A 23323-nucleotide genomic window follows, 5' to 3' on the forward strand; every position below is an offset into this window, starting at 1 on the left:
GCTGCTACCCCTTACTGCGCCTGCACACGCAGCTCTGCTGCGCTACGACTACGGTGACCCAACAGTGCTTTCACATCACTGGATTTTGGTTTTACCAGCGCGAATTTCGCCGAGAATGCTGGCCAGTTAGCCAGGATTTCTTCGCCGTGTGAAGAGCCGGTATGCTGTACGTGCTCGGTAATCAAACCGCGCAGGTGTTCCTCGTGGATAGCCAGCGAGTCCACGCTCAGCACTTCTACCAGTTCCGGGTTCACGCGTTTGCGGAACTCACCGTCTTCGTCGAGCACGTAGGCAAATCCGCCCGTCATACCCGCTCCGAAGTTGACGCCCGTTTTTCCGAGAATACAGACGATGCCGCCGGTCATATATTCGCAGCCGTTGTCGCCAATACCTTCAACCACGGTGATTGCGCCGGAGTTACGTACTGCAAAGCGCTCACCCGCACGACCCGCGGCAAACAGGCGGCCACCGGTGGCGCCATACAGACAGGTGTTACCAATGATGCTCGCCTCATGGCTACGGAAAGCAGAGCCAACCGGAGGACGCACTGCCAGCAGACCGCCCGCCATACCTTTACCGACATAGTCGTTGGCATCACCGGTCAGATACAACTCCACGCCGCCCGCGTTCCACACGCCGAAGCTCTGGCCTGCGGTACCGCTGAAGTGCGCTTTGATCGGATCAGATGCCAGTCCCTGATCGCCATGCGTTTGCGCGATATAGCCCGACAGCGACGCGCCAACAGAACGGTCGGTGTTGCGGATATCGAACCAGAAGGTTTTGCTCTGGCGCTCGTCGACATACGGTTTCGCCTGCTGTAACAACTGGGCGTTCAGCACGCCGTTATCAAACGGCGGGTTGTTCTCGGTGCAATGCAGCGCTTTACCCGGATGCGGTTCGGCGGTTTCCAGCAGACGAGACAGCTCCAGTTTCTGCTGCTTAGCGGTAAACCCTTCCAGCTCTTTGAGCAGGTCGGTACGACCAATCAGATCCACCAGACGCTTCACGCCCAGTTGTGCCATCAGCTCGCGGGTTTCGCGGGCGATAAATTCAAAGTAGTTAGTTACTTTGAACGGCAGGCCGTGATAGTGGTTCTTACGCAGTTTGTCGTCCTGAGTCGCCACGCCGGTTGCGCAGTTGTTCAGGTGGCAAATACGCAGGTATTTACAGCCCAGCGCCACCATCGGGCCGGTACCGAAGCCGAAGCTTTCCGCACCCAGAATCGCCGCTTTAATGATATCGACACCGGTTTTCAGACCGCCATCAACCTGCAGACGAATCTTGTGACGCAGACCGTTAGCGACCAGCGCCTGCTGGGTTTCCACCAGACCGAGTTCCCACGGGCAGCCCGCATATTTCACCGAGGAGAGCGGGCTTGCGCCGGTACCGCCATCGTAGCCAGCAATGGTGATCAGATCCGCATAGGCTTTTGCCACGCCTGTGGCGATAGTGCCGACACCCGGTTCGGAAACCAGCTTCACGGAGATCATCGCTTTCGGGTTGACCTGTTTGAGGTCGAAAATCAGCTGTGCTAAGTCTTCGATAGAGTAAATATCGTGGTGCGGCGGCGGGGAGATCAACGTCACGCCCGGTACCGAATAGCGCAGTTTAGCGATGTACGGGGTGACTTTATCACCCGGTAACTGACCGCCTTCGCCAGGCTTCGCGCCCTGAGCGACTTTAATCTGAATGACATCTGCATTGACCAGATACGCCGGGGTTACGCCAAAGCGACCGGAGGCAACCTGCTTAATGCGCGACACCTTGTTAGTGCCGTAGCGCGCCGGGTCTTCGCCGCCTTCACCGGAGTTAGAGTTGCCACCGATGCTGTTCATGGCTTCGGCCAGCGCTTCGTGTGCTTCGGGGCTTAATGCACCGATGGACATCGCCGCGGTATCAAAGCGTTTAAACAGTTCGGTTGCGGGTTCTACTTCGCTAATGCTTACGGCTTCATCGCCAGGCGTGATCGCCAGCAGATCGCGCAGCGTGGCCGCCGGACGCTCATTGACCAGCTTGGCATATTCCTGATAGTCGCTGTACTCACCGCTTTGTACCGCCTGTTGCAGCGTGCGCACCACGTCCGGGTTGTAGGCATGGTATTCGCCGCCGTGGACGTATTTGAGCAAACCGCCCTGACTGATAGGCTTACGTGCCAGCCATGCATGTTTGGAGAGGTTCAGCAGATCCTGCTGGAAGTCGGTAAACCCTGCGCCGCTGATGCGGCTGACTACGCCCTGGAAGCACAGCGCCACGACATCATCATGCAGACCAACCGCTTCAAACAGCTTCGAGCAGCGGTAAGAGGCGATGGTCGAGATGCCCATTTTGGACATGATTTTGTACAGACCTTTGTTGATGCCGTTACGGTAGTTCAGCATCACGGTCCGGTAATCTTTGGCAATCGCCTGAGTGTCGATCAATCGTCCCAGCGTTTCATACGCAAGATACGGATAAATGGCCGTCGCGCCAAAGCCGAGCAGGACGGCGAAATGGTGCGGGTCGCGGGCACTGGCGGTTTCAACGATGATGTTGGCGTCGCAACGCAGACTTTGTTCTACCAGACGCGTTTGCACTGCGCCTACGGCCATCGGTGCCGGAACCGGCAGGCGGTTTTTCGCGATGTTACGGTCAGAGAGCACCAGCAGCACCGTACCGTTACGCACCATCTGTTCCGCCTTATCGCACAATGCTTTGACGGTCTCTTCGAGCGTGGTTTCGGTCACGTCGAAGGTGATATCCAGGCGGTCAGCGCGATAATGCTCCTCTTTCATGGTGGTGAGCTGGGTGAAATCGGAGTACAGCAGGATCGGCGATTTAAAGCTCAGGCGGTGTGCCTGACCTTCGGCTTCGCAGAAGACGTTCATCTCACGACCGATGCTGGTGGCCAGCGACATAACGTGCGCTTCACGCAGCGGGTCGATCGGCGGGTTAGTCACCTGCGCGAACTGCTGGCGGAAGTAATCATAAATGATGCGAGGCTGGCTGGAGAGCACGGCAAACGGGGTATCATCACCCATTGAACCGACCGCTTCCTGACCGTTTTCACCGAGCACGCGGATCACGGAGTCCAGCTCTTCGGCGCTGTAGTTAAACTGTTTCTGATAGCTGGCGAGGGTGTCATCGTCCAGTTCGCGGCTGCCGACCTGATCGTCAGCCAGATCTTCGAACGGCACCAGACGGCGAACGTTTTTCTCCATCCACTCTTTGTACGGATGGCGGCTTTTCAGATCGTCATCGGTTTCGGCGGAGTGCAGAATGCGCCCGCTGCGGGTATCGATAACCATCAGCTCGCCAGGGCCGACGCGACCTTTCTCGACGACTTCATCCGGCTGATAATCCCAGATACCAACTTCAGAGGCGCAGGTAATCAGCTTGTCTTTGGTGATGACGTAGCGCGCCGGACGCAGGCCGTTACGGTCGAGGTTACAGGCGGCAAAGCGGCCGTCGGACATGACGATACCCGCCGGGCCATCCCACGGCTCCATGTGCATCGAGTTAAAGTCAAAGAACGCGCGCAGCTCCGGGTCCATATCCGGGTTGTTCTGCCAGGCCGGCGGCACCAGTAAACGCATGGCGCGGATAATGTCCATCCCGCCAGCCAGCAGCAGTTCCAGCATGTTATCCATTGAGCTGGAGTCGGAGCCGGTTTCGTTAACGAACGGTGCGGCGTCGTGCAGGTCAGGGATCAGCGGTGTCTGGAATTTATAGGTACGTGCGCGTGCCCACTGGCGGTTGCCGGTGATGGTGTTAATTTCACCGTTATGCGCCAGGTAGCGGAACGGTTGCGCCAGCGGCCAGCGCGGTACGGTATTAGTGGAGAAGCGCTGGTGGAACAGGCAGATGGCCGATTCCAGACGCAGATCCGCCAGGTCCAGGTAAAAGCGCGGCAGATCCGCCGGCATACACAGACCTTTATAGATATTGACCAGGTTCGACAAGCTACAGACGTAGAAGTCTTTATCGTCCTGGAGGCGTTTTTCGATACGACGGCGCGCGATGAACAGGCGACGCTCCATATCACGCGGACGCCAGCCCGCAGGGGCGTTGACAAAAATTTGCTCGATTCGAGGCAGGGAGGAGAGGGCGATTTCACCGAGAACACCTTCGTTGGTCGGCACGTCGCGCCAGCCGACAATCGACAGGGTCTCCTGCTGTAATTCTTCTTCGACAATGCGACGAGAAGCCGCAGCCAGTTCAGCGTCTTTATTTAAAAAGATCATGCCGACGGCGTAGTTTTTAGCTAAACGCCAGCCGCGCTCTTGCGCCACGATGCGGAAAAAGCGGTCAGGTTTTTGTAACAGCAAACCGCAACCATCGCCGGTTTTACCATCGGCAAGAATTGCGCCACGGTGCTGCATGCGGGCCAGTGCGTGTATGGCGGTACGCACTACCTTGTGGCTAGGTTCGCCTTCTATGTGGGCGATCAGGCCGAAACCACAGTTATCCCTCTCAAGGGATTTATCGTACAACATATCAGTGAACCTCCCCAGGCTCTGCGGGATTCCCATCTGGACCGTTGCGCACGGGCACACCAAGAGCATGGCGACGGGGTTTGCGTGTCATACGCTTACCTCGCATTCGCCCTCTTTATCCTTTTCGCATAGGTCAAACAAGTTTGAGGACTTGCTTCAGAGGGAATCTCAATTACTGCATAAATATGATGAGCAGACTGCTCATCCAGAAAGCTTCCAGCGGATTTCCACGTTATCGGGAATCCACACACAGGTCAAATGGCAATCTTATTTATGCAAAAATGTGCTATAGGGCGATTAACTTTATGAATATGTTGAAATTTAAGGCTTTTTTACATTGATTTAACGCAAGGTGAATGGAGTGCGAAGTGTGATCTGTCTCACTGTCAAAAAGGCTGTATATCCCCCGTCCTCCCTTTATTTATCGCTATGCTTGGCATTTTATGCTGGTTTTTAGAGTTTTGGCGTCTTAAAGATACTGTTTTTATGCTGAGAGTATAAGAAGATAAAAAAAACAGTCGGATATAAGGAAAAGTAATTTCATTTTTAATGAATGTAATTTCGATTATTTTGATTCGTTATGCAATAAATAAAGGCACGCCAGGGCGATTGATCCAGGTCATCGCCGACTGGGGCAAAAAATGGCAGGCTTTGGCCTCTTTTCAAGGCGCGGTCTACCAGATTATGCAGTTACAGAAATTAGTCAATATGTTTGGTGGGGATCTTTCTCGCCGTTACGGGCAAAAGGTTCATAAACTCACGCTTCACGGCGGCTTTAGCTGCCCAAATCGAGATGGCACTATCGGACGTGGCGGATGTACTTTCTGCAATGTCGCCTCGTTTGCCGATGAAGCGCAGCAGCACCATTCTATTGCCGAGCAGCTTGAGCATCAGGCGCATCTGGTCAATCGTGCGAAACGCTATCTGGCCTATTTCCAGGCCTATACCAGCACCTTTGCTGAAGTGCAGGTGCTGCGTTCGATGTATCAGCAGGCGGTTAGCCAGGCCAGTATCGTCGGGTTATGCGTTGGGACGCGCCCCGACTGTGTGCCGGATGCGGTACTCGATCTGCTTTGCGAGTATAAAGACCTCGGCTATGAGGTATGGCTGGAACTCGGTTTGCAAACCGCGCATGACAAAACTTTGCACCGTATTAACCGCGGCCACGATTTTGCCTGTTACCAACGCACTACGCGACTGGCACGCGAACGCGGGTTGAAAGTGTGCTCACACCTGATTGTCGGTCTGCCGGGAGAAGGGCAGGCAGAATGCCTGCAAACCATGGAACGTGTGGTGGAGACGGGCGTTGACGGTATTAAGCTGCACCCGCTGCATATTGTGAAAGGCAGTACGATGGCGAAAGCCTGGGAGGCCGGGCGGCTGAGCGGAATTGAACTGGACGACTATACGGTCATCGCCGGGGAGATGATCCGTCATACGCCGCCAGAGGTGATTTATCATCGAATTTCCGCCAGCGCGCGCCGCCCAACGCTGTTGGCGCCGCTATGGTGTGAAAACCGCTGGACCGGGATGGTCGAACTGGATAAGTACCTTAATGAGCACGGCGTGCAAGGATCGGCGCTGGGTACGCCATGGGTGCAGCCTGAGAACTAACCCTCCGTCGGCCGGATAATGCAAAGCCGACATCCGGCAATCTGCCCCTGCTTGCCTGATGGCGCTTCGTTTATCAGGCCTACGATTAACCTCTCCGCGGTCATTTCACCGATAACCTCCGCATTTCTTGCACAATCTTCAACGTCACGCTGAGAATTGAGTATTATTGTGCCAAGTTGTCGTGAAGGAACCCTCTATGAAGCAAATCCGTATGCTGGCGCAATATTACGTCGACCTGATGATGAAGTTAGGTCTGGTGCGCTTTTCGCTGCTGTTGGCGCTGGCTCTGGTCGTGTTGGCAATTGTGGTGCAGATGGCTGTCACCATGGTGCTGCATGGCCAGGTAGAAAGCATTGATGTCATCCGCTCTATCTTTTTTGGTCTGTTAATTACCCCCTGGGCCGTCTACTTTTTGTCAGTGGTGGTGGAGCAACTTGAGGAGTCCCGGCAACGCCTGTCACGACTGGTACAAAAGCTGGAAGAGATGCGCGAGCGCGATCTCAAGCTCAATGTGCAGTTGAAAGATAATATTGCCCAGCTCAATCAGGAAATTGTTGAGCGTGAAAAAGCCGAAGCAGAGCGCCAGGAAACATTCGAGCAACTGAAGGTTGAAATCAAAGAGCGCGAAGAGGCGCAGATCCAGCTTGAGCAACAGTCTTCCTTTTTACGCTCTTTCCTCGATGCCTCGCCGGATCTGGTTTTTTATCGCAATGAAGATAAAGAGTTTTCCGGCTGTAACCGTGCCATGGAGCTGCTGACTGGCAAAAGCGAAAAGCAGCTGGTGAACTTAAAACCGGCTGACGTTTACTCTCCTGAAGCGGCTGAAAAGGTGATTGAGACCGACGAGAAGGTGTTCCGTCATAATGTCTCGCTCACCTACGAACAGTGGCTGGACTACCCGGATGGGCGCAAAGCCTGCTTTGAAATTCGCAAAGTGCCTTACTATGACCGCGTAGGTAAGCGACATGGCCTGATGGGCTTTGGGCGCGATATCACCGAACGTAAGCGTTATCAGGATGCGCTTGAGCGCGCTAGCCGCGATAAGACCACCTTTATTTCTACCATCAGCCACGAGCTGCGCACCCCGCTTAACGGCATTGTCGGCTTAAGCCGGATCCTGCTGGATACGGATCTAACAGCGGAGCAGGAAAAATACCTGAAAACAATCCACGTCTCTGCTGTGACGCTGGGGAATATATTCAACGATATTATCGACATGGATAAGATGGAGCGACGTAAAGTCCAGCTCGATAACCAGCCGATCGATTTCACCAGCTTTATGGCGGATCTGGAAAACCTCTCTGGCCTACAGGCGCAGCAAAAGGGTCTGCGTTTTGTGCTTGAGCCGACGTTACCCCTGCCGCATAAGGTCATTACCGACGGAACGCGTCTGCGTCAGATCCTGTGGAATCTGATCAGCAACGCCGTGAAGTTTACCCAGCAGGGGCAGGTGACCGTGCGGGCGCGCTATGACCAGGGGAATATGCTGCATTTCGAAGTTGAAGATTCCGGCATCGGCATTCCGCAGGATGAGCAGGATAAAATCTTCGCTATGTATTATCAGGTGAAGGACAGTAACGGCGGTAAACCGGCAACGGGGACAGGGATTGGTTTGGCCGTGTCGAAGCGTCTGGCGAAAAACATGGGCGGTGATATTACGGTTTCCAGCCAGGCAGGAAAAGGGTCTATCTTTACGCTGACCGTGCATGCCCCTGCGGTAGCGGAAGAGATTGAAGATGCTTTTGAAGACGATGAACTGCCGCTGCCAGCTCTGAATGTGCTGCTGGTGGAAGACATTGAGCTGAACGTTATTGTTGCGCGCTCCGTGCTGGAAAAATTAGGCAACAGCGTGGATGTCGCGATGACCGGGAAAGCCGCGCTGGAAATGTTTACGCCGGGTGAATATGACCTGGTGTTGTTGGATATTCAGCTACCGGATATGACCGGTCTGGATATCTCGCGGGAGCTCACGCAAAAATACGCCCGTGAAGATCTGCCACCGCTGGTCGCACTCACCGCCAACGTACTGAAAGATAAAAAAGAGTATCTGGACGCAGGCATGGACGACGTGCTGAGTAAGCCGCTGTCGGTTCCGGCGCTAACCGCCATGATCAAAAAATACTGGGATACCCGAAACGAAGAGGAGAGCACTGTGACATCTGAAGAAAGCAGTAAATCGCAAGCGCTGTTAGATATTCCTATGTTGGAACAATACCTCGAGCTGGTGGGACCGAAGTTAATTACCGACGGGCTGGCGGTGTTTGAGAAGATGATGCCGGGATATTTGAGCGTGCTGGAGTCCAACCTGACGGCACGGGATAAAAAAGGTGTTGTTGAGGAAGGCCATAAAATTAAAGGCGCGGCAGGTTCCGTGGGGCTGCGTCACCTGCAACAGTTAGGTCAGCAAATCCAGTCACCGGATCTTCCTGCCTGGGAAGATAACGTTGCTGAATGGATTGAAGAGATGAAGCAGGAGTGGCAGCACGACGTGGCGGTATTAAAAGCCTGGGTGGCGAGCGTGGAAAAAAAATGACCCCGGCTTGACCGGGGTGCGCGAATACTGCGCCAACACCAGGGAAATCGTGGCTGCGCCGTAAATTATTATCATTGTTTACAAGGGCGCAGCCCTAATTTTCAGGCCGCACGCAGTTAAGATAGCAAATCTTAAATAATTTGTTACATGAATCAGTTAAATGTGTGAAGCGTAGCATTTAAATCATAATAACTAATATGTTTCAGCCAGTTGAGAAAGGAGTATCACGATGAAAAAAGTGGGTGTAGTGCTCAGCGGATGCGGCGTGTATGACGGTGCAGAGATCCATGAAACTGTTCTCACGCTTCTGGCCATTGCCCGCAACGGCGCTCAAGCCGTCTGTTTTGCACCGGATAAACAACAAGCGGATGTGATTAATCATCTGACCGGCGAGCCGATGCTGGAAACTCGCAATGTGCTGATTGAAGCCGCGCGCATCACACGTGGCGATATTCGCCCACTTGCGCAGGCAGTCTCATCGGAACTGGATGCGTTGATCGTGCCGGGTGGGTTTGGTGCGGCCAAAAATCTGAGCAATTTTGCCAGTCAGGGCAGCGAATGCCGGGTTGACAGCGATTTAGCCGCGCTGGCGGTGGCCATGCATCAGGCGGGTAAGCCGTTGGGATTTATGTGCATTGCGCCTGCCATGTTACCTAAAATTTTTGACTTCCCGCTGCGTCTGACCATCGGCACTGATATCGACACGGCAGAGGTGCTGGAAGAGATGGGCGCTGAGCATGTGCCTTGTCCGGTTGATGACATTGTCGTCGATGAAGACAACAAAATCGTCACCACGCCTGCCTATATGCTGGCGCAGGACATCGCTCAGGCCGCGAGTGGCATCGATAAACTGGTATCGCGTGTGCTGGTGCTGGCTGAATGAGAAAAGGAGTTACCGCCTTTCTGCGACGTATCTTTCTGCGGGCGGTGGTTGTCCTCGCCGTATTCTGGGGCGGGGGTATCGCACTTTTCAGCGTGATGCCTGTGCCTTTCTCGGCGGTGATGGTCGAGCGACAGCTGGGCGCATGGCTGTCCGGTGATTTCGGCTATGTGGCGCACTCGGACTGGGTGAGTATGGATGAGATCTCACCGTGGATGGGACTGGCGGTTATTGCTGCGGAGGATCAGAAGTTTCCAGACCACTGGGGGTTTGACGTCACCGCCATAGAGAAAGCGCTGGCGCACAATGAACGCAATGAAAACCGCATTCGCGGGGCGTCGACGTTATCGCAACAGACGGCGAAAAACCTGTTTTTATGGGATGGACGTAGCTGGGTGCGTAAGGGCCTTGAAGCCGGGCTAACGCTGGGTATGGAAACCGTCTGGAGTAAGAAACGTATTCTGACCGTCTATTTGAATATCGCCGAGTTTGGCGATGGAGTATTTGGCGTGGAGGCGGCGGCGCAACGGTATTTTCATAAACCGGCCAGTCGGTTGAGCCTGTCTGAAGCGGCCTTGCTGGCAGCAGTATTGCCCAATCCTTTGCGTTTTAAGGCGAATGCGCCTTCTGGTTATGTGCGTAACCGCCAGGCTTGGATTATGCGCCAAATGCGTCAGTTAGGTGGTGAGTCGTTTATGCGGGAAAATAAGCTGTATTAGCGTAGTTATTGCCGGATGCGGCGTAAACGCCTTATCCGGCCTACTGGCTACGTTCTGTGTACTCGATTAATCTTCATCAAACCCTGAATTAAACAGGGCAATCACTGCGGCCAGGGCTTCTATTTCCTGTGGTCCCGTGGCTTCGACTTCTATCTGACGCCCTTTGGCTGAATCCAGCATCAGCAGAGCGATAACGCTGTTGGCCTCGGCTTCCGTTCCTTCATCATTACGCAGTAAAACTTCTGCTTCGAAACCCTGCATCAATTCAAACAGTTTCATCGCTGGGCGGGCATGCATGCCCAGCTTATTGGTGATTTCAACGGTTTGCTTCACGGTCATGATTTACGTTTTTCCAGCGTACGATGGCGTGACTGCACGTTTTTACCGCGTGAGCGGAAGTAGTCTGCCAGCTGCTCTGCAATATACACCGAACGGTGTTTCCCGCCGGTACAGCCGATGGCTACGGTAAGGTAGCTACGGTTGTTGGTCTCCAGCATGGGTAACCATAGCTCAAGATAGCTGCGAGTCTGGTAGATAAAATTGTGTACTTCTGTGTGCCTGTCGAGGAATGCGGCGACGGGGCGGTCAAGACCGGTCATTGGGCGCAGCTTCGGATCCCAGTGTGGGTTAGGCAGGAAGCGCACGTCAAAGACGTAATCCGCATCAATCGGGATACCGTGTTTGAAACCAAAGGATTCGAATACCATCGTCAATTCACGTTCACGTTTACCCAGCAGTCGGGTACGTAACATTTCCGCCAGTTCGTGTACGGACATTTCGGAGGTATCAACGATCAGGTCAGCGCGAGAGCGCAGAGGCTCCAGCAAATCGCTTTCCTTATCGATAGCGCTTTCCAGAGACAAGTTCTTGCTGGAGAGCGGGTGTAAACGGCGCGTGTCGCTGTAGCGACGAATCAGCGTGTTACGGTCTGCATCAAGGAACAGCAGCTGTGGTGAGAAACCCTCGGGCAGATTATTCATTGCCTGCTCGAAAATTTCCGGGGACTCAGGCATGTTGCGCACATCAATGCTGACGGCCGCAGAAATCTGGCGATCGGCCAGTGTACGAGCCAGATCGGGCAACAGCACTACGGGAAGGTTATCCACGCAGTAAAAACCCATATCTTCCAGCGCACGCAGGGCGACAGATTTACCTGACCCTGAACGACCGCTGACGATCATCAGTACCATGTACTGTTTCTCCTCACAACGACAAAAAAGGATGCCATTGGGTTGTTATGCCTCATCCTGTCCACCTTCGGTGTCCGTGATGATTTGATACAACTCCTGGTCACTTTGCGCGGCGCGCAGACGACGACAGATGGTTTTATCTGCCAGACGTTTTGCGACCAGTGACAACGTATGCAAATGCGTCTTGGTTTGGTCTGCCGGGACCAGCAGGGCGAAAAGCAGATCGACAGGTTGATTATCAATGGCGTCGAAGGCGATGGGTGTTTCGAGTTGAACAAACACACCAACCGCGCGCATCGTGTCTTCTTCCAGCTTTCCGTGCGGGATAGCAATACCATTACCGATGCCGGTACTGCCCATTTTTTCACGCGTCAGAATGGCTTCAAATACCACCTGAGAAGGCAAGCTAAGCTGTTTTGCCGCAAGTTCGCTGATGATTTCCAGTGCGCGTTTCTTGCTTTGGCAGTGAACGCCTGCGCGTGTACATTCCTGGTTAAGAACAGTGCTCAGTTGTAGAGTCGTATCGTTATTTGTCATAATTTCACCTAAGCGCTAACTGTACAAATGGCCCGTTGTGCTACACAACAGGCCGTCCTGCACCCGCTAACTGCCCGGACAAGTTAGTGCTGTTTCAGTTTATCTTTATGTTTTGTTAACTGCCGAGCCAGTTTATCAATTAAACCGTCAATGGCGGCGTACATATCCTGACCTTCCGCGCTGGCATGAATTTCGCCACCGTTCACATGCAGTGTTGCATCCGAGATATGTGTAACCTTCTCCACTTTCAACACAATATAGACCTGATTAATCCGGTCGAAATATTGTTCGAGCTTGGCAAATTTTGTATTCACAAAATCGCGCAGGGCTTCGGTGATTTCGACGTTGTTTCCAGTGATGTTGAGCTGCATAGTGTCTTCCTTATCGGTTGGGTCAGACCAGCTGTTTGCGCTGGTTAGACGGCGGAATGGATAAAGACTCTCGGTACTTCGCAACAGTGCGGCGCGCCACCATGATACCCTGTTCTGACAGCATAGAGGTTAACTTGCTGTCACTCAGCGGTTTCGCGGGGTTTTCCGCAGCAATTAATTTCTTCACCAGCGCACGGATAGCTGTGGATGAGGCTTCACCTCCGCCTTCAGTGTTAACGTGACTGGAAAAGAAATACTTCAATTCAAAAATGCCGCGCGGACTGTGCAGATACTTTTGCGTGGTCACACGGGAAATGGTCGATTCGTGCATCTCGACGGCCTGGGCGATATCCGCCAGTACCATCGGTTTCATATACTCTTCGCCTTGTTCAAAGAAAGCTTGCTGCTGCTCAACGATGCAGCGACTGACCCGCAGCAACGTATCATTGCGGCTTTCCAGGCTTTTAATCAGCCACTTCGCATCCTGCAGATTGCTACGAATAAACTGGCTGTCGGCATCGTTGCGCGCGCTATTGCACATCGCGGCGTAGTGCTGGTTAATCTGTAAGCGCGGAATGCTGTCGCCGTTGAGTTCGACCACCCAGCGATCGTTATGCTTACGCACCAGCACATCCGGAATGACGTATTCTGGTTCGCCAGTCTGGATCGACTGTCCTGGGCGGGGATCAAGCGACTGGATGAGGTTGACGGCTTCTTTCAGCACGTCTTCTTTCAGTCGGGTCACGCGCATCAGCGTGCGGAAGTCATGGTTGGCTAACAGATCGAGATGATCGCTGATGATCAGGCGCGCTTCATCCAGCCACGGTGTGGCTTTATCAAACTGCGAAAGTTGGATCAGTAAGCAGTCACGGAGATCTTTGGCGGCCACGCCAACGGGATCAAAGCGCTGAACGCGTTTAAGCACGGCTTCGATTTCGTCCATACCGACGTCGTCATCGCCCATGCTTTCGAGAATATCGTCCAGTGTCACGGTGAGATAACCGGTTTCGTCTACCGCATCCACAATGGATGTCGCAATGGCGCGATCGGTATCCGAGAACGGGGTCAGTTCCACTTGCCACATCAGGTAATCCTGTAGTGATTGCGTGGTCTCACCCTGATAGACAGGCAGTTCGTCGTCGATGTAATCTCCGCTGGTGCCCGAAGGCGTCCCGGCGGTGTAAATTTCATCCCAACTGGCGTCAAGCGGCAACTCCTCAGGCATCTCTTTTTGTTCGAGTGCATCTGCGGTGTCGAGGGTTTCGCTGTCCTGTTTTTCCTGGGTATCAATTTCGTCGTGAAGATCGGTTTGCTCGAGCAGTGGGTTACTTTCCAGCGCTTGCTGAAGTTCTTGCTGAAGTTCCAGCGTGGACAACTGCAACAGACGGATAGCCTGTTGTAGCTGAGGCGTCATCGCCAGTTGTTGGCTAAGCCTGAGTTGCAAACCTTGCTTCATGTTCAGAGTTGTTTTCTCCTGCAGTGACGTGAAGTCTTCTACCCTATCAGAGTCTGAAGTCTTCCCCAAGGTATACGCGCTTAACGTGCTCATCCTGCAGTATTTCTGTTGGCGTGCCGTGCGCGATCAGGTGCCCCTGACTTACGATATAGGCGCGCTCACACACTGCCAGCGTTTCGCGGACGTTGTGGTCGGTAATCAGCACGCCAAGGCCGCTGTCGCGCAGGTGTTCGATGATCCGTTTAATATCAATAACAGAAATCGGGTCAACACCGGCAAACGGTTCATCCAGCAGGATAAATTTCGGATTGGCGGCCAGTGCGCGAGCGATCTCCACGCGGCGTCGTTCACCACCGGAGAGCGACTGACCTAAGCTGTCGCGCAGGTGCTCGATGTGGAATTCTTCCATCAGCTCGTTAGCGCGATCTTCCCGCTGCTCGCTGGTCAGATCGTCACGAATTTGCAGCACCGCCATCAGGTTATCAAACACGCTCAGGCGACGGAAAATCGATGCTTCCTGCGGTAAGTAGCCGATGCCGCGACGCGCGCGCGCATGCAGAGGCAGCAGACTGATGTCTTCGTCATCAATGATAATGTTACCCGCATCGCGCGGGACAATGCCGACTACCATGTAAAAGGTTGTTGTCTTGCCTGCACCGTTAGGACCGAGCAGACCGACGATCTCCCCGGAGTTGACGGTCAGACTGACATCTTCAACCACACGACGGCCTTTATAGGCTTTTGCAAGGTTCTTTGCAGTTAATGTTGCCATAACGAATCAGTTACCTTTTTTCTCTGCCGGAGCCTTGTTTTTGTCCTGCAACTGCGACGGAACCAGAACGGTGGTGACGCGTTTGCCTTTATCGCTGAAGGCCTGCATTTTCTGCTCTTTTACCAGATAAGTGATCTTATCGCCCGTAATGTTGCTATCGAGCTGTTCCAGATACGCCTTGCCGGTGAGAACGACAAAGTCTTTCGCCAGTTCATAGTGCATCTGAGAGGCGTGGCCTTTAACCGGTTTACCGTTGTCCTGCATCTGGTAAAACGTTGCTGGATTGCCATAGCCGTCAATCACTTCTTTTCCGTCTTCGCCACCAGGACGAGTCACGACGACTTTATCGGCGTTAATTTTGATGGTGCCCTGAGTCACAATCACGTTGCCAGTAAACGTCACCACGTTGCCCTGCATATCCAGGGACTGCTGGTCCGATTCAATGTGAATCGGCTGCTCGGTATCGCCGGTGACGGCAAATGCCGGAATGCTGGCGGCCAGAAGTGAGCTGGCAAGTACAAGATTAAGGCTGAGTTTGTTTGTTTTGGATTTCATATGAGGTTCTAACCTTTTCAATCAGCTCGGCGTTCTTGCTACGTAAGTTGCCGCGCATCTTCAGTCCGCTGGAGTTAAATGTTGTGCCATACAACGTCACCAGATCATCGGAAGTGACGTCTTGTGTCACCAGGTTAATCTGCGCGTTATCGGTCGTAATTCTGCGTAGTTGAGAGTCTGGCACCAGGGCGTTAACCTCAACATGGCCGTACAGATACAGCATCCGATCGTTGGTCAATTTGGCTTTATCGGCCTTGATCGTCCAGGTCGGTACTTTATCCTTATCAAACGTGGTTAATACCGGTTGAGTAAACCACGAAACCGCTTGTTCCGAATAATATTCAACGTGTTGTGCGATCAAGTGATAGCTCAGCGCGCCTTCCGGACTATACACGACGGTATCAGTATGTTCGCTCTTATAGGTTGGCTCGTTGTTATTGACGACGACCTGAGCGGTGTCATCTTTGTCTGCCAGATTAATACCAATCATCACAAGGACAGCCAGCGACAGTAGAATGATAACCCAACGTCTGGTTTTGCTCATATCGATTGCCCTTTGGCCTCGTCCAGTTTGCCCTGCGCCAGGAGTAATAAATCGCAGACTTCACGCACAGCGCCACGTCCCCCATTAATACGGGTGACATAATCGGCCCGCGGGATCAGCAAAGGGTGGGCATCTGCCACCGCTACACTCAATCCCACTTGCGCCATCACCGGCCAGTCGATCAGATCATCGCCAACGTAGGCGACATTCTCCGGCGCGATCGCCAGTTTGCTAAGGAGATCGCCAAAGGCAACCAGTTTGTCTGACTGCCCCTGATACAGGTGGGTGATCCCCAAAGTGGTACAGCGATCTTCTACAAGTTTAGCCTTTCGTCCGGTAATAATGGCAACCTCAATACCGGAAGTGAGCGCACAGCGAATTCCGTAACCATCACGGACGTTAAAAGCCTTCAGCTCTTCACCGTTGTTGCCCATATAAATCAGACCATCAGACAGTACGCCATCCACATCCAGGATCAGCAAACGGATGTTTTCTGCCCGGGTGATAACGTCTGCGCTGACGGGTCCATAACAGGTCGCAAGCGACGCACCTGCTTTACTCATTTTCGTTATCCTTGAGTTTCTTACACTACACCTGCACGCAGCAGATCATGCATATGTAACACACCGAGTAACTGGTCGCCATCAGCAACCATTACCGAGGTGATATGGCGGGACTGCATTAAGTTCAGGGCATCGACGGCAAGAATACCCGGACGCACGCGAATACCTCCAGGGGTCATCACATCAGCAATGCCTAACTGGCGCACATCAACGCCCATATCGAAGACACGACGTAAATCGCCATCGGTGAAAATACCGTCAATCTTCATGGCATCATCGCAAATAACGGTCATGCCGAGATTTTTACGCGTGATTTCAAGCAAGGCGTCACGCAGGCTGGCGTTTTTTGTCACATGCGGGATCTCGTCGCCCGTATGCATAATATCGTTAACGCGCAGTAAAAGCTTACGGCCCAGTGCGCCACCGGGATGAGACAACGCAAAATCTTCCGCGGTAAAGCCGCGCGCTTTTAATAACGCCACCGCCAGGGCATCGCCTATCACCAGTGTTGCTGTCGTACTGCTGGTCGGCGCCAGGCCTAACGGACAAGCTTCCTTGGGCACTTTAACACACAGATGCACATCTGCCGCACGTGCCATACTGCTTTCAGGACGACCGGTCATGCAGATAAGCGGTACATGAAGACGTTTTAATACCGGGATCAGCGCCGCTATCTCATTGGATTCACCGGAGTTAGAGATGGCGATGACCACATCTTGCGGCGAGACCATACCCAGATCGCCATGTGCGGCTTCGCCTGGGTGTACAAAAAATGAGGGGGTGCCGGTGCTGGCAAATGTGGCTGCCATTTTCCGCCCGATATGGCCAGATTTCCCCATTCCCATCACCACCACTTTGCCCGGGCAGCTGAATATTTTCTCGCATGCGAGGGTAAAATTTTGGTTGATGTACTGATCAAGCTCCGCCAGGCCTTCACGTTCAATTGCCAGGACTTCCTTGCCTGCTTGCTGAAAGTCAAAACCCGGTTGCAACTCTAAGTGCGACATAATGCGTTTCCAGTTATCCAACGAGAAGTGGCGATAACCAATACAGCATCGCCAGCCATATGATAAAACCGCCGGTCAGCAGCGCACCTGCGCCGCGACCAATCTGGCGCGGACGTCGCCAGCAGAGTAGTGCAAAAATCACGCTCACCAGCAGCATGACGCTATAGTCACGGGTGAAGGCCATTGGATTGACTTCACCCGGCGTAATCAGCGCCGGTAGCCCGAGGACGATAACGATATTAAAAATGTTTGCGCCGATAATGTTACCGACGGCAATATCGTTTTCACCTTTACGCAGACCCGCAATCGCTGTTGCCAGCTCCGGCAGGCTGGTACCAATGGCGACCACTGTTAGCCCGATAGTAAGTTCGCTCATGGCGAAATAGTTCGCCAGCACGGTAGCGTTATCCACCACCATACGTGTTGCCATTGGCATAATAATCAGCGCAATGCCCAGCCACAAAAACGCGACAGGTAACCCGCCTTCACGCGGTAGCTCAGCTATCTGCTCACGTGTCAGGCTGTCATTGCCTTGTCGCTCGGCCAGACGGGCGATTTTAACAATGAATAGCAGCCATAGCACGGCCAGAAGCAGAAGAAAGAAACCGTCGCTGCGGCTTAACTGTCCGTCATACAGGACGGATGCAGCTAAAATACTTACCAGCAACATTAGCGGTAATTCACGACGCAGAACATCAGAATGCACGGTAAAAGGATGAATCAGCGCCGACAGGCCTAAAATAAGCAGAATGTTGGTGATGTTAGAACCTATGGCGGTCCCGACAGCCAGATCGAGTTGCCCATTCATCGATGCGGCAACGGAGACAATTATCTCGGGTAACGACGTACCCATGCTGACCACGGTCATTCCGATGATAATGGGTGGAATACCGAAGTTTCGACATAAAATGGATGCGGCAAATACCAGACGGTCGGCACCGTAGACCACCAGAAGTAAACCAATTATTAACAGCGCCGTCGCTAAAAGCATCTAAAGTCCTTTCTTCAGGTATACTCGCCGGTCCACTTGAAGGATCTTCTGGAAGCCGTAACGAAGTCTTAATTTTGACTTTATGCGGCTAAAAAGTAAAACAAATGCCAGCTTTCGCTAACCAGGACAGGCAATAATCTGTAAATATGTTGGGTTCAGGGCTAAATTGAGCGCCAAACTCTTCGATCAACGAGGCAATAGTAAAGGATGAATCAATGGGGCAGTCTGTGGCGAATCTAGTCGATATGCGCGATGTCAGCTTTTCCCGGGGTGACCGCTGCATCTTTGATAATATTTCCCTGACGGTACCGCGCGGTAAGGTGACGGCAATCATGGGGCCATCAGGCATCGGCAAAACGACGCTGTTGCGTCTGATTGGCGGACAGATCCCCCCGGATAAGGGCGAGATCCTGTTTGACGGTGAGAACGTCCCGGCCATGTCCCGTTCGCGTTTATTTACCGTGCGTAAGCGCATGAGTATGCTGTTTCAGTCTGGTGCGCTATTTACCGACATGAATGTTTTTGACAACGTCGCGTACCCTCTGCGCGAGCATACGACGTTGCCAGCGCCGTTGCTGAAGAGCACGGTGATGATGAAGCTCGAGGCCGTCGGCCTGCGGGGTGCGGCCAAATTAATGCCTTCTGAATTATCCGGTGGGATGGCGCGTCGCGCCGCGTTAGCACGTGCTATCGCGCTGGAGCCAGACCTCATCATGTTTGATGAGCCGTTCGTCGGCCAGGATCCCATCACCATGGGCGTTCTGGTGAAGCTGATTTCAGAACTGAACAGCGCGCTGGGCGTCACCTGTGTGGTGGTATCCCATGATGTGCCTGAGGTACTGAGTATTGCGGATTACGCCTATATAATGGCGGACAAAAAAATAGTGGCCTACGGTAGTGCTCAGGCGCTACAAGAAAATGCCGATCCGCGCGTACGCCAGTTCCTTGACGGCATTGCCGATGGACCGGTTCCGTTCCGTTACCCGGCGGGCGACTACCACATCGATTTACTCAAAACAGGGAGTTAAGCCACCCATGTTGTTAAATGCGCTGGCATCACTCGGACATCGGGGAATAAAAACCCTCAGGACGTTCGGGCGAGCCGGATTAATGTTGTTCAATGCGGTTGTCGGCAAGCCGGAGTTTCGCAAACATGCGCCGCTGCTGATACGCCAGCTCTATAATGTCGGTGTCTTATCGATGCTGATCATTATTGTTTCTGGCGTGTTCATCGGTATGGTGCTGGGGTTGCAGGGATACCTGGTGCTGACGACTTACAGCGCGGAAACCAGCCTCGGTATGCTGGTGGCACTGTCATTGTTACGTGAGCTGGGACCGGTTGTTGCGGCGCTGCTGTTTGCCGGGCGGGCCGGGTCGGCCTTAACCGCAGAAATTGGCCTGATGCGGGCGACCGAACAGCTTTCCAGTCTGGAAATGATGGCCGTCGATCCACTGCGCCGGGTGATTTCCCCACGTTTTTGGGCCGGTGTTATTTCATTGCCGCTGCTGACGATTATTTTTGTCGCAGTCGGGATCTGGGGTGGTTCACTGGTTGGCGTAAGCTGGAAGGGTATTGATGCGGGCTTTTTCTGGTCGGCTATGCAAAATGCCGTCGACTGGCGTCTGGACCTGGTCAACTGTCTGATTAAGAGCGTGGTGTTCGCCATTACGGTCACATGGATTGCATTGTTCAATGGTTATGATGCGATCCCGACCTCTGCCGGGATTAGCCGGGCAACGACACGCACCGTTGTGCACGCCTCTCTTGCCGTTCTGGGGCTGGATTTTGTGCTGACCGCACTGATGTTTGGGAATTGAGTTCATGCAAACGAAAAAAAATGAAATTTGGGTCGGGTTATTCTTGCTGGTTGCGCTGCTGGCAGCGCTGTTTGTGTGCCTGAAGGCAGCGAACGTCACCTCAATGCGTACTGAGCCGACTTACACGATTTATGCGACCTTTGATAATATCGGCGGCCTGAGAGAGCGTTCTCCGGTGCGGATTGGCGGGGTGGTAGTTGGACGCGTATCGGACATCTCGTTAGATCCGAAAACGTACCTGCCGCGCGTGACGCTGGAAATCGAATCGCGTTTTAACCATATTCCTGACACCAGTTCTCTGAGCATCCGTACTTCCGGTCTGCTGGGCGAACAGTATCTGGCATTGAACGTGGGTTTTGAAGATCCTGAGCTGGGAACGTCTATCCTCAAAGATGGCGGTACGATTCAGGACACGAAATCCGCGATGGTGCTGGAAGATATGATTGGTCAGTTCCTTTACAACAGCAACAGTAAAGGTGATGACAATAAGAATTCTGGCGATGCGCCAGCCGCAACTGACGGCAATAATGAAGCCACTACGCCTGCGGGCGCAACGAAATAATCTCAGGAGAATCGACGTATGTTTAAACGATTGATGATGGTGGCTATGCTGGTGATTGCTCCACTTAGCGCGGCAACCGCAGCAGACCAGACTAACCCGTACAAACTGATGGATGAGGCGGCGCAGAAGACCTTTGACCGTCTGAAAAACGAGCAACCAAAAATCCGTTCCAACCCCGATTACCTGCGTCAGGTCGTCGATCAGGAACTGCTGCCTTATGTGCAGGTTAAGTATGCCGGTGCGCTGGTGCTGGGCCGTTACTACAAAGATGCGACTCCTGCCCAACGTGAAGCCTATTTTGCCGCATTCCGTGAATATCTGAAGCAGGCTTACGGCCAGGCCCTGGCGATGTACCACGGCCAGACCTATCAGATTGCCCCTGAACAGCCGCTGGGTGATGCGACCATCGTACCTATCCGCGTAACCATCATCGATCCAAACGGTCGTCCTCCGGTACGTCTGGATTTCCAGTGGCGTAAAAACTCCCAGACCGGTAACTGGCAGGCGTATGACATGATCGCCGAAGGCGTAAGTATGATCACCACTAAACAAAATGAGTGGAGTGACCTGCTGCGTACCAAAGGTATTGATGGCCTGACGGCGCAGCTGAAATCTATTTCTCAGCAGAAAATCACGCTGGAAGAGAAAAAATAATGACGCAGTCACTCACCTGGACGCGCGAAGGCGACAAGCTGGTGCTGGTGGGAGAGCTGGATCAGGACGTGTTAAATCCCTTATGGGATGCGCGAATTGAGGCGATGAAAGGGGTATCCTGCATCGACCTGAACCAGGTATCCCGGGTAGATACCGGCGGTTTGGCGTTACTGTTGCATCTGATTAATCAGGGCAAGCAGCAGGGAAACAGCGTTTCGCTCACTGGCGTGAACGATAAAGTGTACACGCTGGCGCAGCTTTACAATTTGCCTGACGACGTCCTTCCGCGTTAATTTTTCCAGGCCGGATAAGGTCTTGTGCCACTATCCGGCAAAACCCCTGAGGGGGATCTGCTACTAAAGCCTTGTCTGATTTATCAGCGAGGCTTTTTGCTTATTTATGACAGCGCCACTTTGCTCTAAGATGTTGGGCTGTTTTCACTATCTGACGAATGAAGAGCCCATGGAAAATAATGAAATTCAGAGCGTGCTGATGAATGCACTCTCCCTCCAGGAAGTCCACGTTTCTGGCGACGGCAGTCACTTTCAGGTTATTGCCGTGGGTGAGATGTTTGAAGGCATGAGCCGGGTCAAGAAGCAGCAATCGGTCTATGGCCCGTTGATGGAGTACATTGCGGACAACCGCATTCATGCCGTGTCGATTAAGGCGTTTACCCCAGCGGAATGGGCGCGCGATCGCAAACTTAACGGTTTTTGAGCTACGGGTGATGTGCCGGTAGCGAAGATAAATTCTTAACAGAGAACAGAATAATGGATAAATTTCGTGTTCAGGGGCCAACCAAGCTCCAGGGCGAAGTCACAATTTCAGGCGCTAAAAATGCCGCACTGCCGATCCTGTTTGCGGCGCTGCTGGCTGAAGAACCTGTAGAGATCCAAAACGTCCCGAAACTGAAGGACGTTGACACCTCGATGAAGCTGCTGAGCCAGCTGGGTGCGAAAGTTGAGCGTAATGGTTCCGTGCACATTGATGCGCGTGATGTGAACGTCTTCTGTGCGCCGTACGATCTGGTGAAAACCATGCGTGCGTCCATCTGGGCGCTCGGGCCGCTGGTTGCCCGCTTTGGTCAGGGCCAGGTTTCACTGCCGGGCGGCTGCACCATCGGCGCGCGTCCGGTTGACCTGCACATTACCGGTCTGGAGCAGTTAGGCGCGACTATCAAGCTGGAAGAAGGCTATGTGAAGGCGTCCGTTGATGGTCGTCTGAAAGGCGCGCATATCGTCATGGACAAAGTGAGCGTCGGCGCGACGGTCACCATCATGTGCGCAGCAACGCTTGCCGAAGGCACCACCATCATCGAAAACGCCGCGCGCGAGCCGGAGATCGTGGATACCGCGAACTTCCTGATTGCGCTGGGCGCGAAGATCACGGGTCAGGGCACCGATCGTATTACCATCGAAGGCGTTGAGCGTCTCGGCGGCGGTGTTTATCGCGTTCTGCCAGACCGCATCGAAACCGGTACCTTCCTGGTGGCGGCGGCAATTTCTCGTGGCAAAATTATCTGCCGTAATGCACAGCCGGACACGCTGGATGCCGTTCTGGCGAAGCTGCGTGATGCGGGTGCGGATATCGAAGTCGGCGAGGACTGGATTAGCCTCGACATGCACGGCAAACGTCCGAAAGCGGTCAATGTGCGTACTGCGCCGCATCCGGCGTTCCCTACCGATATGCAGGCCCAGTTTACATTGCTGAACCTGGTAGCAGAAGGGACCGGCTTCATCACGGAAACCGTGTTTGAGAACCGCTTTATGCACGTGCCTGAGCTGAGCCGTATGGGTGCTCACGCAGAAATCGAAAGCAATACCGTGATTTGCCACGGCGTGGAAACGCTCTCTGGTGCACAGGTTATGGCGACCGATCTGCGCGCATCTGCAAGCCTGGTGCTGGCAGGCTGTATTGCTGAAGGTACGACGGTAGTCGACCGTATTTATCACATCGATCGCGGCTATGAGCGCATCGAAGATAAACTGCGTGCGCTGGGCGCAAACATTGAGCGCGTGAAAGGCGAGTAATCGTCAACGTCTCTTGTAACCCCCAGTTCAGTTGGCCGGGGGTTACAGCTCAATG

Annotated in this window: 23 protein-coding genes; 11 read left to right on the forward strand and 12 right to left on the reverse strand. The window is 53.4% G+C overall.

The genetic code is table 11. The features are described from left to right. Positions 1-11: 11 nt before the first annotated feature. Entirely contained in the window at positions 12-4472 is a 4461-nt protein-coding gene (gene gltB, locus IB222_RS02445; RefSeq protein WP_149385002.1) for a glutamate synthase large subunit, read from the reverse strand. Between the two features lie 684 nt (positions 4473-5156). On the opposite strand from gltB, the gene IB222_RS02450 reads away from it, so the two are divergent. The 4 genes from IB222_RS02450 to mtgA all read left to right on the forward strand — a co-directional run bounded on the left by IB222_RS02450 (position 5157) and on the right by mtgA (position 10218). Beyond that, a complete protein-coding gene (locus tag IB222_RS02450; RefSeq protein ID WP_149385017.1) occupies positions 5157-6086 on the forward strand; it encodes a TIGR01212 family radical SAM protein in 930 nt (309 codons plus the stop codon). Positions 6087-6282: 196 nt separating this feature from the next. Further along, on the forward strand, positions 6283-8619 hold the full coding sequence (gene arcB, locus IB222_RS02455; protein WP_003828775.1) for an aerobic respiration two-component sensor histidine kinase ArcB: 2337 nt from the start codon (positions 6283-6285) through the stop codon (positions 8617-8619). 229 nt (positions 8620-8848) lie between these two features. Beyond that, positions 8849-9502, forward strand: coding sequence for an isoprenoid biosynthesis glyoxalase ElbB (gene elbB, locus IB222_RS02460; RefSeq protein ID WP_149281986.1), 654 nt, complete (start codon positions 8849-8851; stop codon positions 9500-9502). Beyond that, a complete protein-coding gene (gene mtgA, locus IB222_RS02465) occupies positions 9499-10218 on the forward strand; it encodes a monofunctional biosynthetic peptidoglycan transglycosylase (protein ID WP_103284668.1) in 720 nt (239 codons plus the stop codon). Before elbB ends, mtgA begins: the two co-directional genes overlap by 4 nt. A 66-nt stretch (positions 10219-10284) precedes the next feature. Here mtgA and npr read toward each other — a convergent pair whose 3' ends face one another. From npr to IB222_RS02520, 11 genes are all read right to left on the reverse strand, one after another. Further along, positions 10285-10557, reverse strand: coding sequence for a PTS phosphocarrier protein NPr (npr, locus tag IB222_RS02470; protein ID WP_149384981.1), 273 nt, complete (start codon positions 10555-10557; stop codon positions 10285-10287). Further along, positions 10554-11408: an RNase adapter RapZ gene (gene rapZ, locus IB222_RS02475; protein ID WP_003025085.1), complete on the reverse strand. Its 855-nt coding sequence runs from the start codon at positions 11406-11408 to the stop codon at positions 10554-10556. Before rapZ ends, npr begins: the two co-directional genes overlap by 4 nt. Before the next feature lie 45 nt (positions 11409-11453). Then, on the reverse strand, positions 11454-11945 hold the full coding sequence (ptsN, locus tag IB222_RS02480) for a PTS IIA-like nitrogen regulatory protein PtsN (RefSeq protein ID WP_003025083.1): 492 nt from the start codon (positions 11943-11945) through the stop codon (positions 11454-11456). A gap of 83 nt (positions 11946-12028) precedes the next feature. Then, complete coding sequence (gene hpf, locus IB222_RS02485) at positions 12029-12316, reverse strand: ribosome hibernation promoting factor (protein WP_003025078.1); 288 nt, start codon at positions 12314-12316, stop codon at positions 12029-12031. A 22-nt stretch (positions 12317-12338) separates the two neighbouring features. Continuing rightward, a complete protein-coding gene (gene rpoN / locus IB222_RS02490) occupies positions 12339-13772 on the reverse strand; it encodes an RNA polymerase factor sigma-54 (RefSeq protein WP_032934192.1) in 1434 nt (477 codons plus the stop codon). Positions 13773-13818: 46 nt separating this feature from the next. Beyond that, a complete protein-coding gene (lptB, locus tag IB222_RS02495) occupies positions 13819-14544 on the reverse strand; it encodes an LPS export ABC transporter ATP-binding protein (protein ID WP_003828761.1) in 726 nt (241 codons plus the stop codon). 6 nt (positions 14545-14550) lie between these two features. Beyond that, positions 14551-15099 (reverse strand): lipopolysaccharide ABC transporter substrate-binding protein LptA, encoded by a 549-nt coding sequence (gene lptA, locus IB222_RS02500; protein ID WP_003828759.1) that lies wholly within the window; start codon positions 15097-15099, stop codon positions 14551-14553. Further along, the gene (lptC, locus tag IB222_RS02505) at positions 15068-15643 is read right to left on the reverse strand and encodes an LPS export ABC transporter periplasmic protein LptC (protein ID WP_003828757.1); all 576 of its coding nucleotides are present in this window, start codon (positions 15641-15643) and stop codon (positions 15068-15070) included. Before lptC ends, lptA begins: the two co-directional genes overlap by 32 nt. Beyond that, the gene (gene kdsC, locus IB222_RS02510) at positions 15640-16206 is read right to left on the reverse strand and encodes a 3-deoxy-manno-octulosonate-8-phosphatase KdsC (RefSeq protein ID WP_149384980.1); all 567 of its coding nucleotides are present in this window, start codon (positions 16204-16206) and stop codon (positions 15640-15642) included. The genes lptC and kdsC overlap by 4 nt, the downstream gene beginning before the upstream one ends. A gap of 20 nt (positions 16207-16226) precedes the next feature. Then, positions 16227-17213, reverse strand: a complete 987-nt coding sequence (gene kdsD / locus IB222_RS02515; RefSeq protein ID WP_126317342.1) for an arabinose-5-phosphate isomerase KdsD — start codon at positions 17211-17213, stop codon at positions 16227-16229. A 13-nt stretch (positions 17214-17226) separates the two neighbouring features. After that, a complete protein-coding gene (locus tag IB222_RS02520) occupies positions 17227-18204 on the reverse strand; it encodes a calcium/sodium antiporter (protein ID WP_003828751.1) in 978 nt (325 codons plus the stop codon). A 215-nt stretch (positions 18205-18419) separates the two neighbouring features. Here IB222_RS02520 and mlaF point away from each other — a divergent pair, with 215 nt between their 5' ends. The 7 genes from mlaF to murA all read left to right on the forward strand — a co-directional run bounded on the left by mlaF (position 18420) and on the right by murA (position 23268). Next, the gene (mlaF, locus tag IB222_RS02525; protein WP_003828749.1) at positions 18420-19232 is read left to right on the forward strand and encodes a phospholipid ABC transporter ATP-binding protein MlaF; all 813 of its coding nucleotides are present in this window, start codon (positions 18420-18422) and stop codon (positions 19230-19232) included. Between the two features lie 7 nt (positions 19233-19239). Further along, positions 19240-20022 (forward strand): lipid asymmetry maintenance ABC transporter permease subunit MlaE, encoded by a 783-nt coding sequence (gene mlaE, locus IB222_RS02530; protein WP_003025053.1) that lies wholly within the window; start codon positions 19240-19242, stop codon positions 20020-20022. Positions 20023-20026: 4 nt separating this feature from the next. Further along, positions 20027-20584, forward strand: coding sequence for an outer membrane lipid asymmetry maintenance protein MlaD (gene mlaD, locus IB222_RS02535; RefSeq protein ID WP_003828747.1), 558 nt, complete (start codon positions 20027-20029; stop codon positions 20582-20584). An 18-nt stretch (positions 20585-20602) separates the two neighbouring features. Continuing rightward, a complete protein-coding gene (mlaC, locus tag IB222_RS02540) occupies positions 20603-21238 on the forward strand; it encodes a phospholipid-binding protein MlaC (protein ID WP_003025047.1) in 636 nt (211 codons plus the stop codon). Further along, positions 21238-21531: a lipid asymmetry maintenance protein MlaB gene (gene mlaB / locus IB222_RS02545; protein ID WP_003025045.1), complete on the forward strand. Its 294-nt coding sequence runs from the start codon at positions 21238-21240 to the stop codon at positions 21529-21531. Before mlaC ends, mlaB begins: the two co-directional genes overlap by 1 nt. Positions 21532-21700: 169 nt before the next feature. After that, positions 21701-21955: a BolA family iron metabolism protein IbaG gene (ibaG, locus tag IB222_RS02550; protein ID WP_003025040.1), complete on the forward strand. Its 255-nt coding sequence runs from the start codon at positions 21701-21703 to the stop codon at positions 21953-21955. A 53-nt stretch (positions 21956-22008) separates the two neighbouring features. Then, on the forward strand, positions 22009-23268 hold the full coding sequence (gene murA / locus IB222_RS02555; RefSeq protein WP_087052964.1) for a UDP-N-acetylglucosamine 1-carboxyvinyltransferase: 1260 nt from the start codon (positions 22009-22011) through the stop codon (positions 23266-23268). Positions 23269-23323: the final 55 nt, after the last annotated feature.

Source organism: Citrobacter sp. C13, assembly GCF_014596815.2.
Lineage (GTDB): Bacteria > Pseudomonadota > Gammaproteobacteria > Enterobacterales > Enterobacteriaceae > Citrobacter > Citrobacter portucalensis.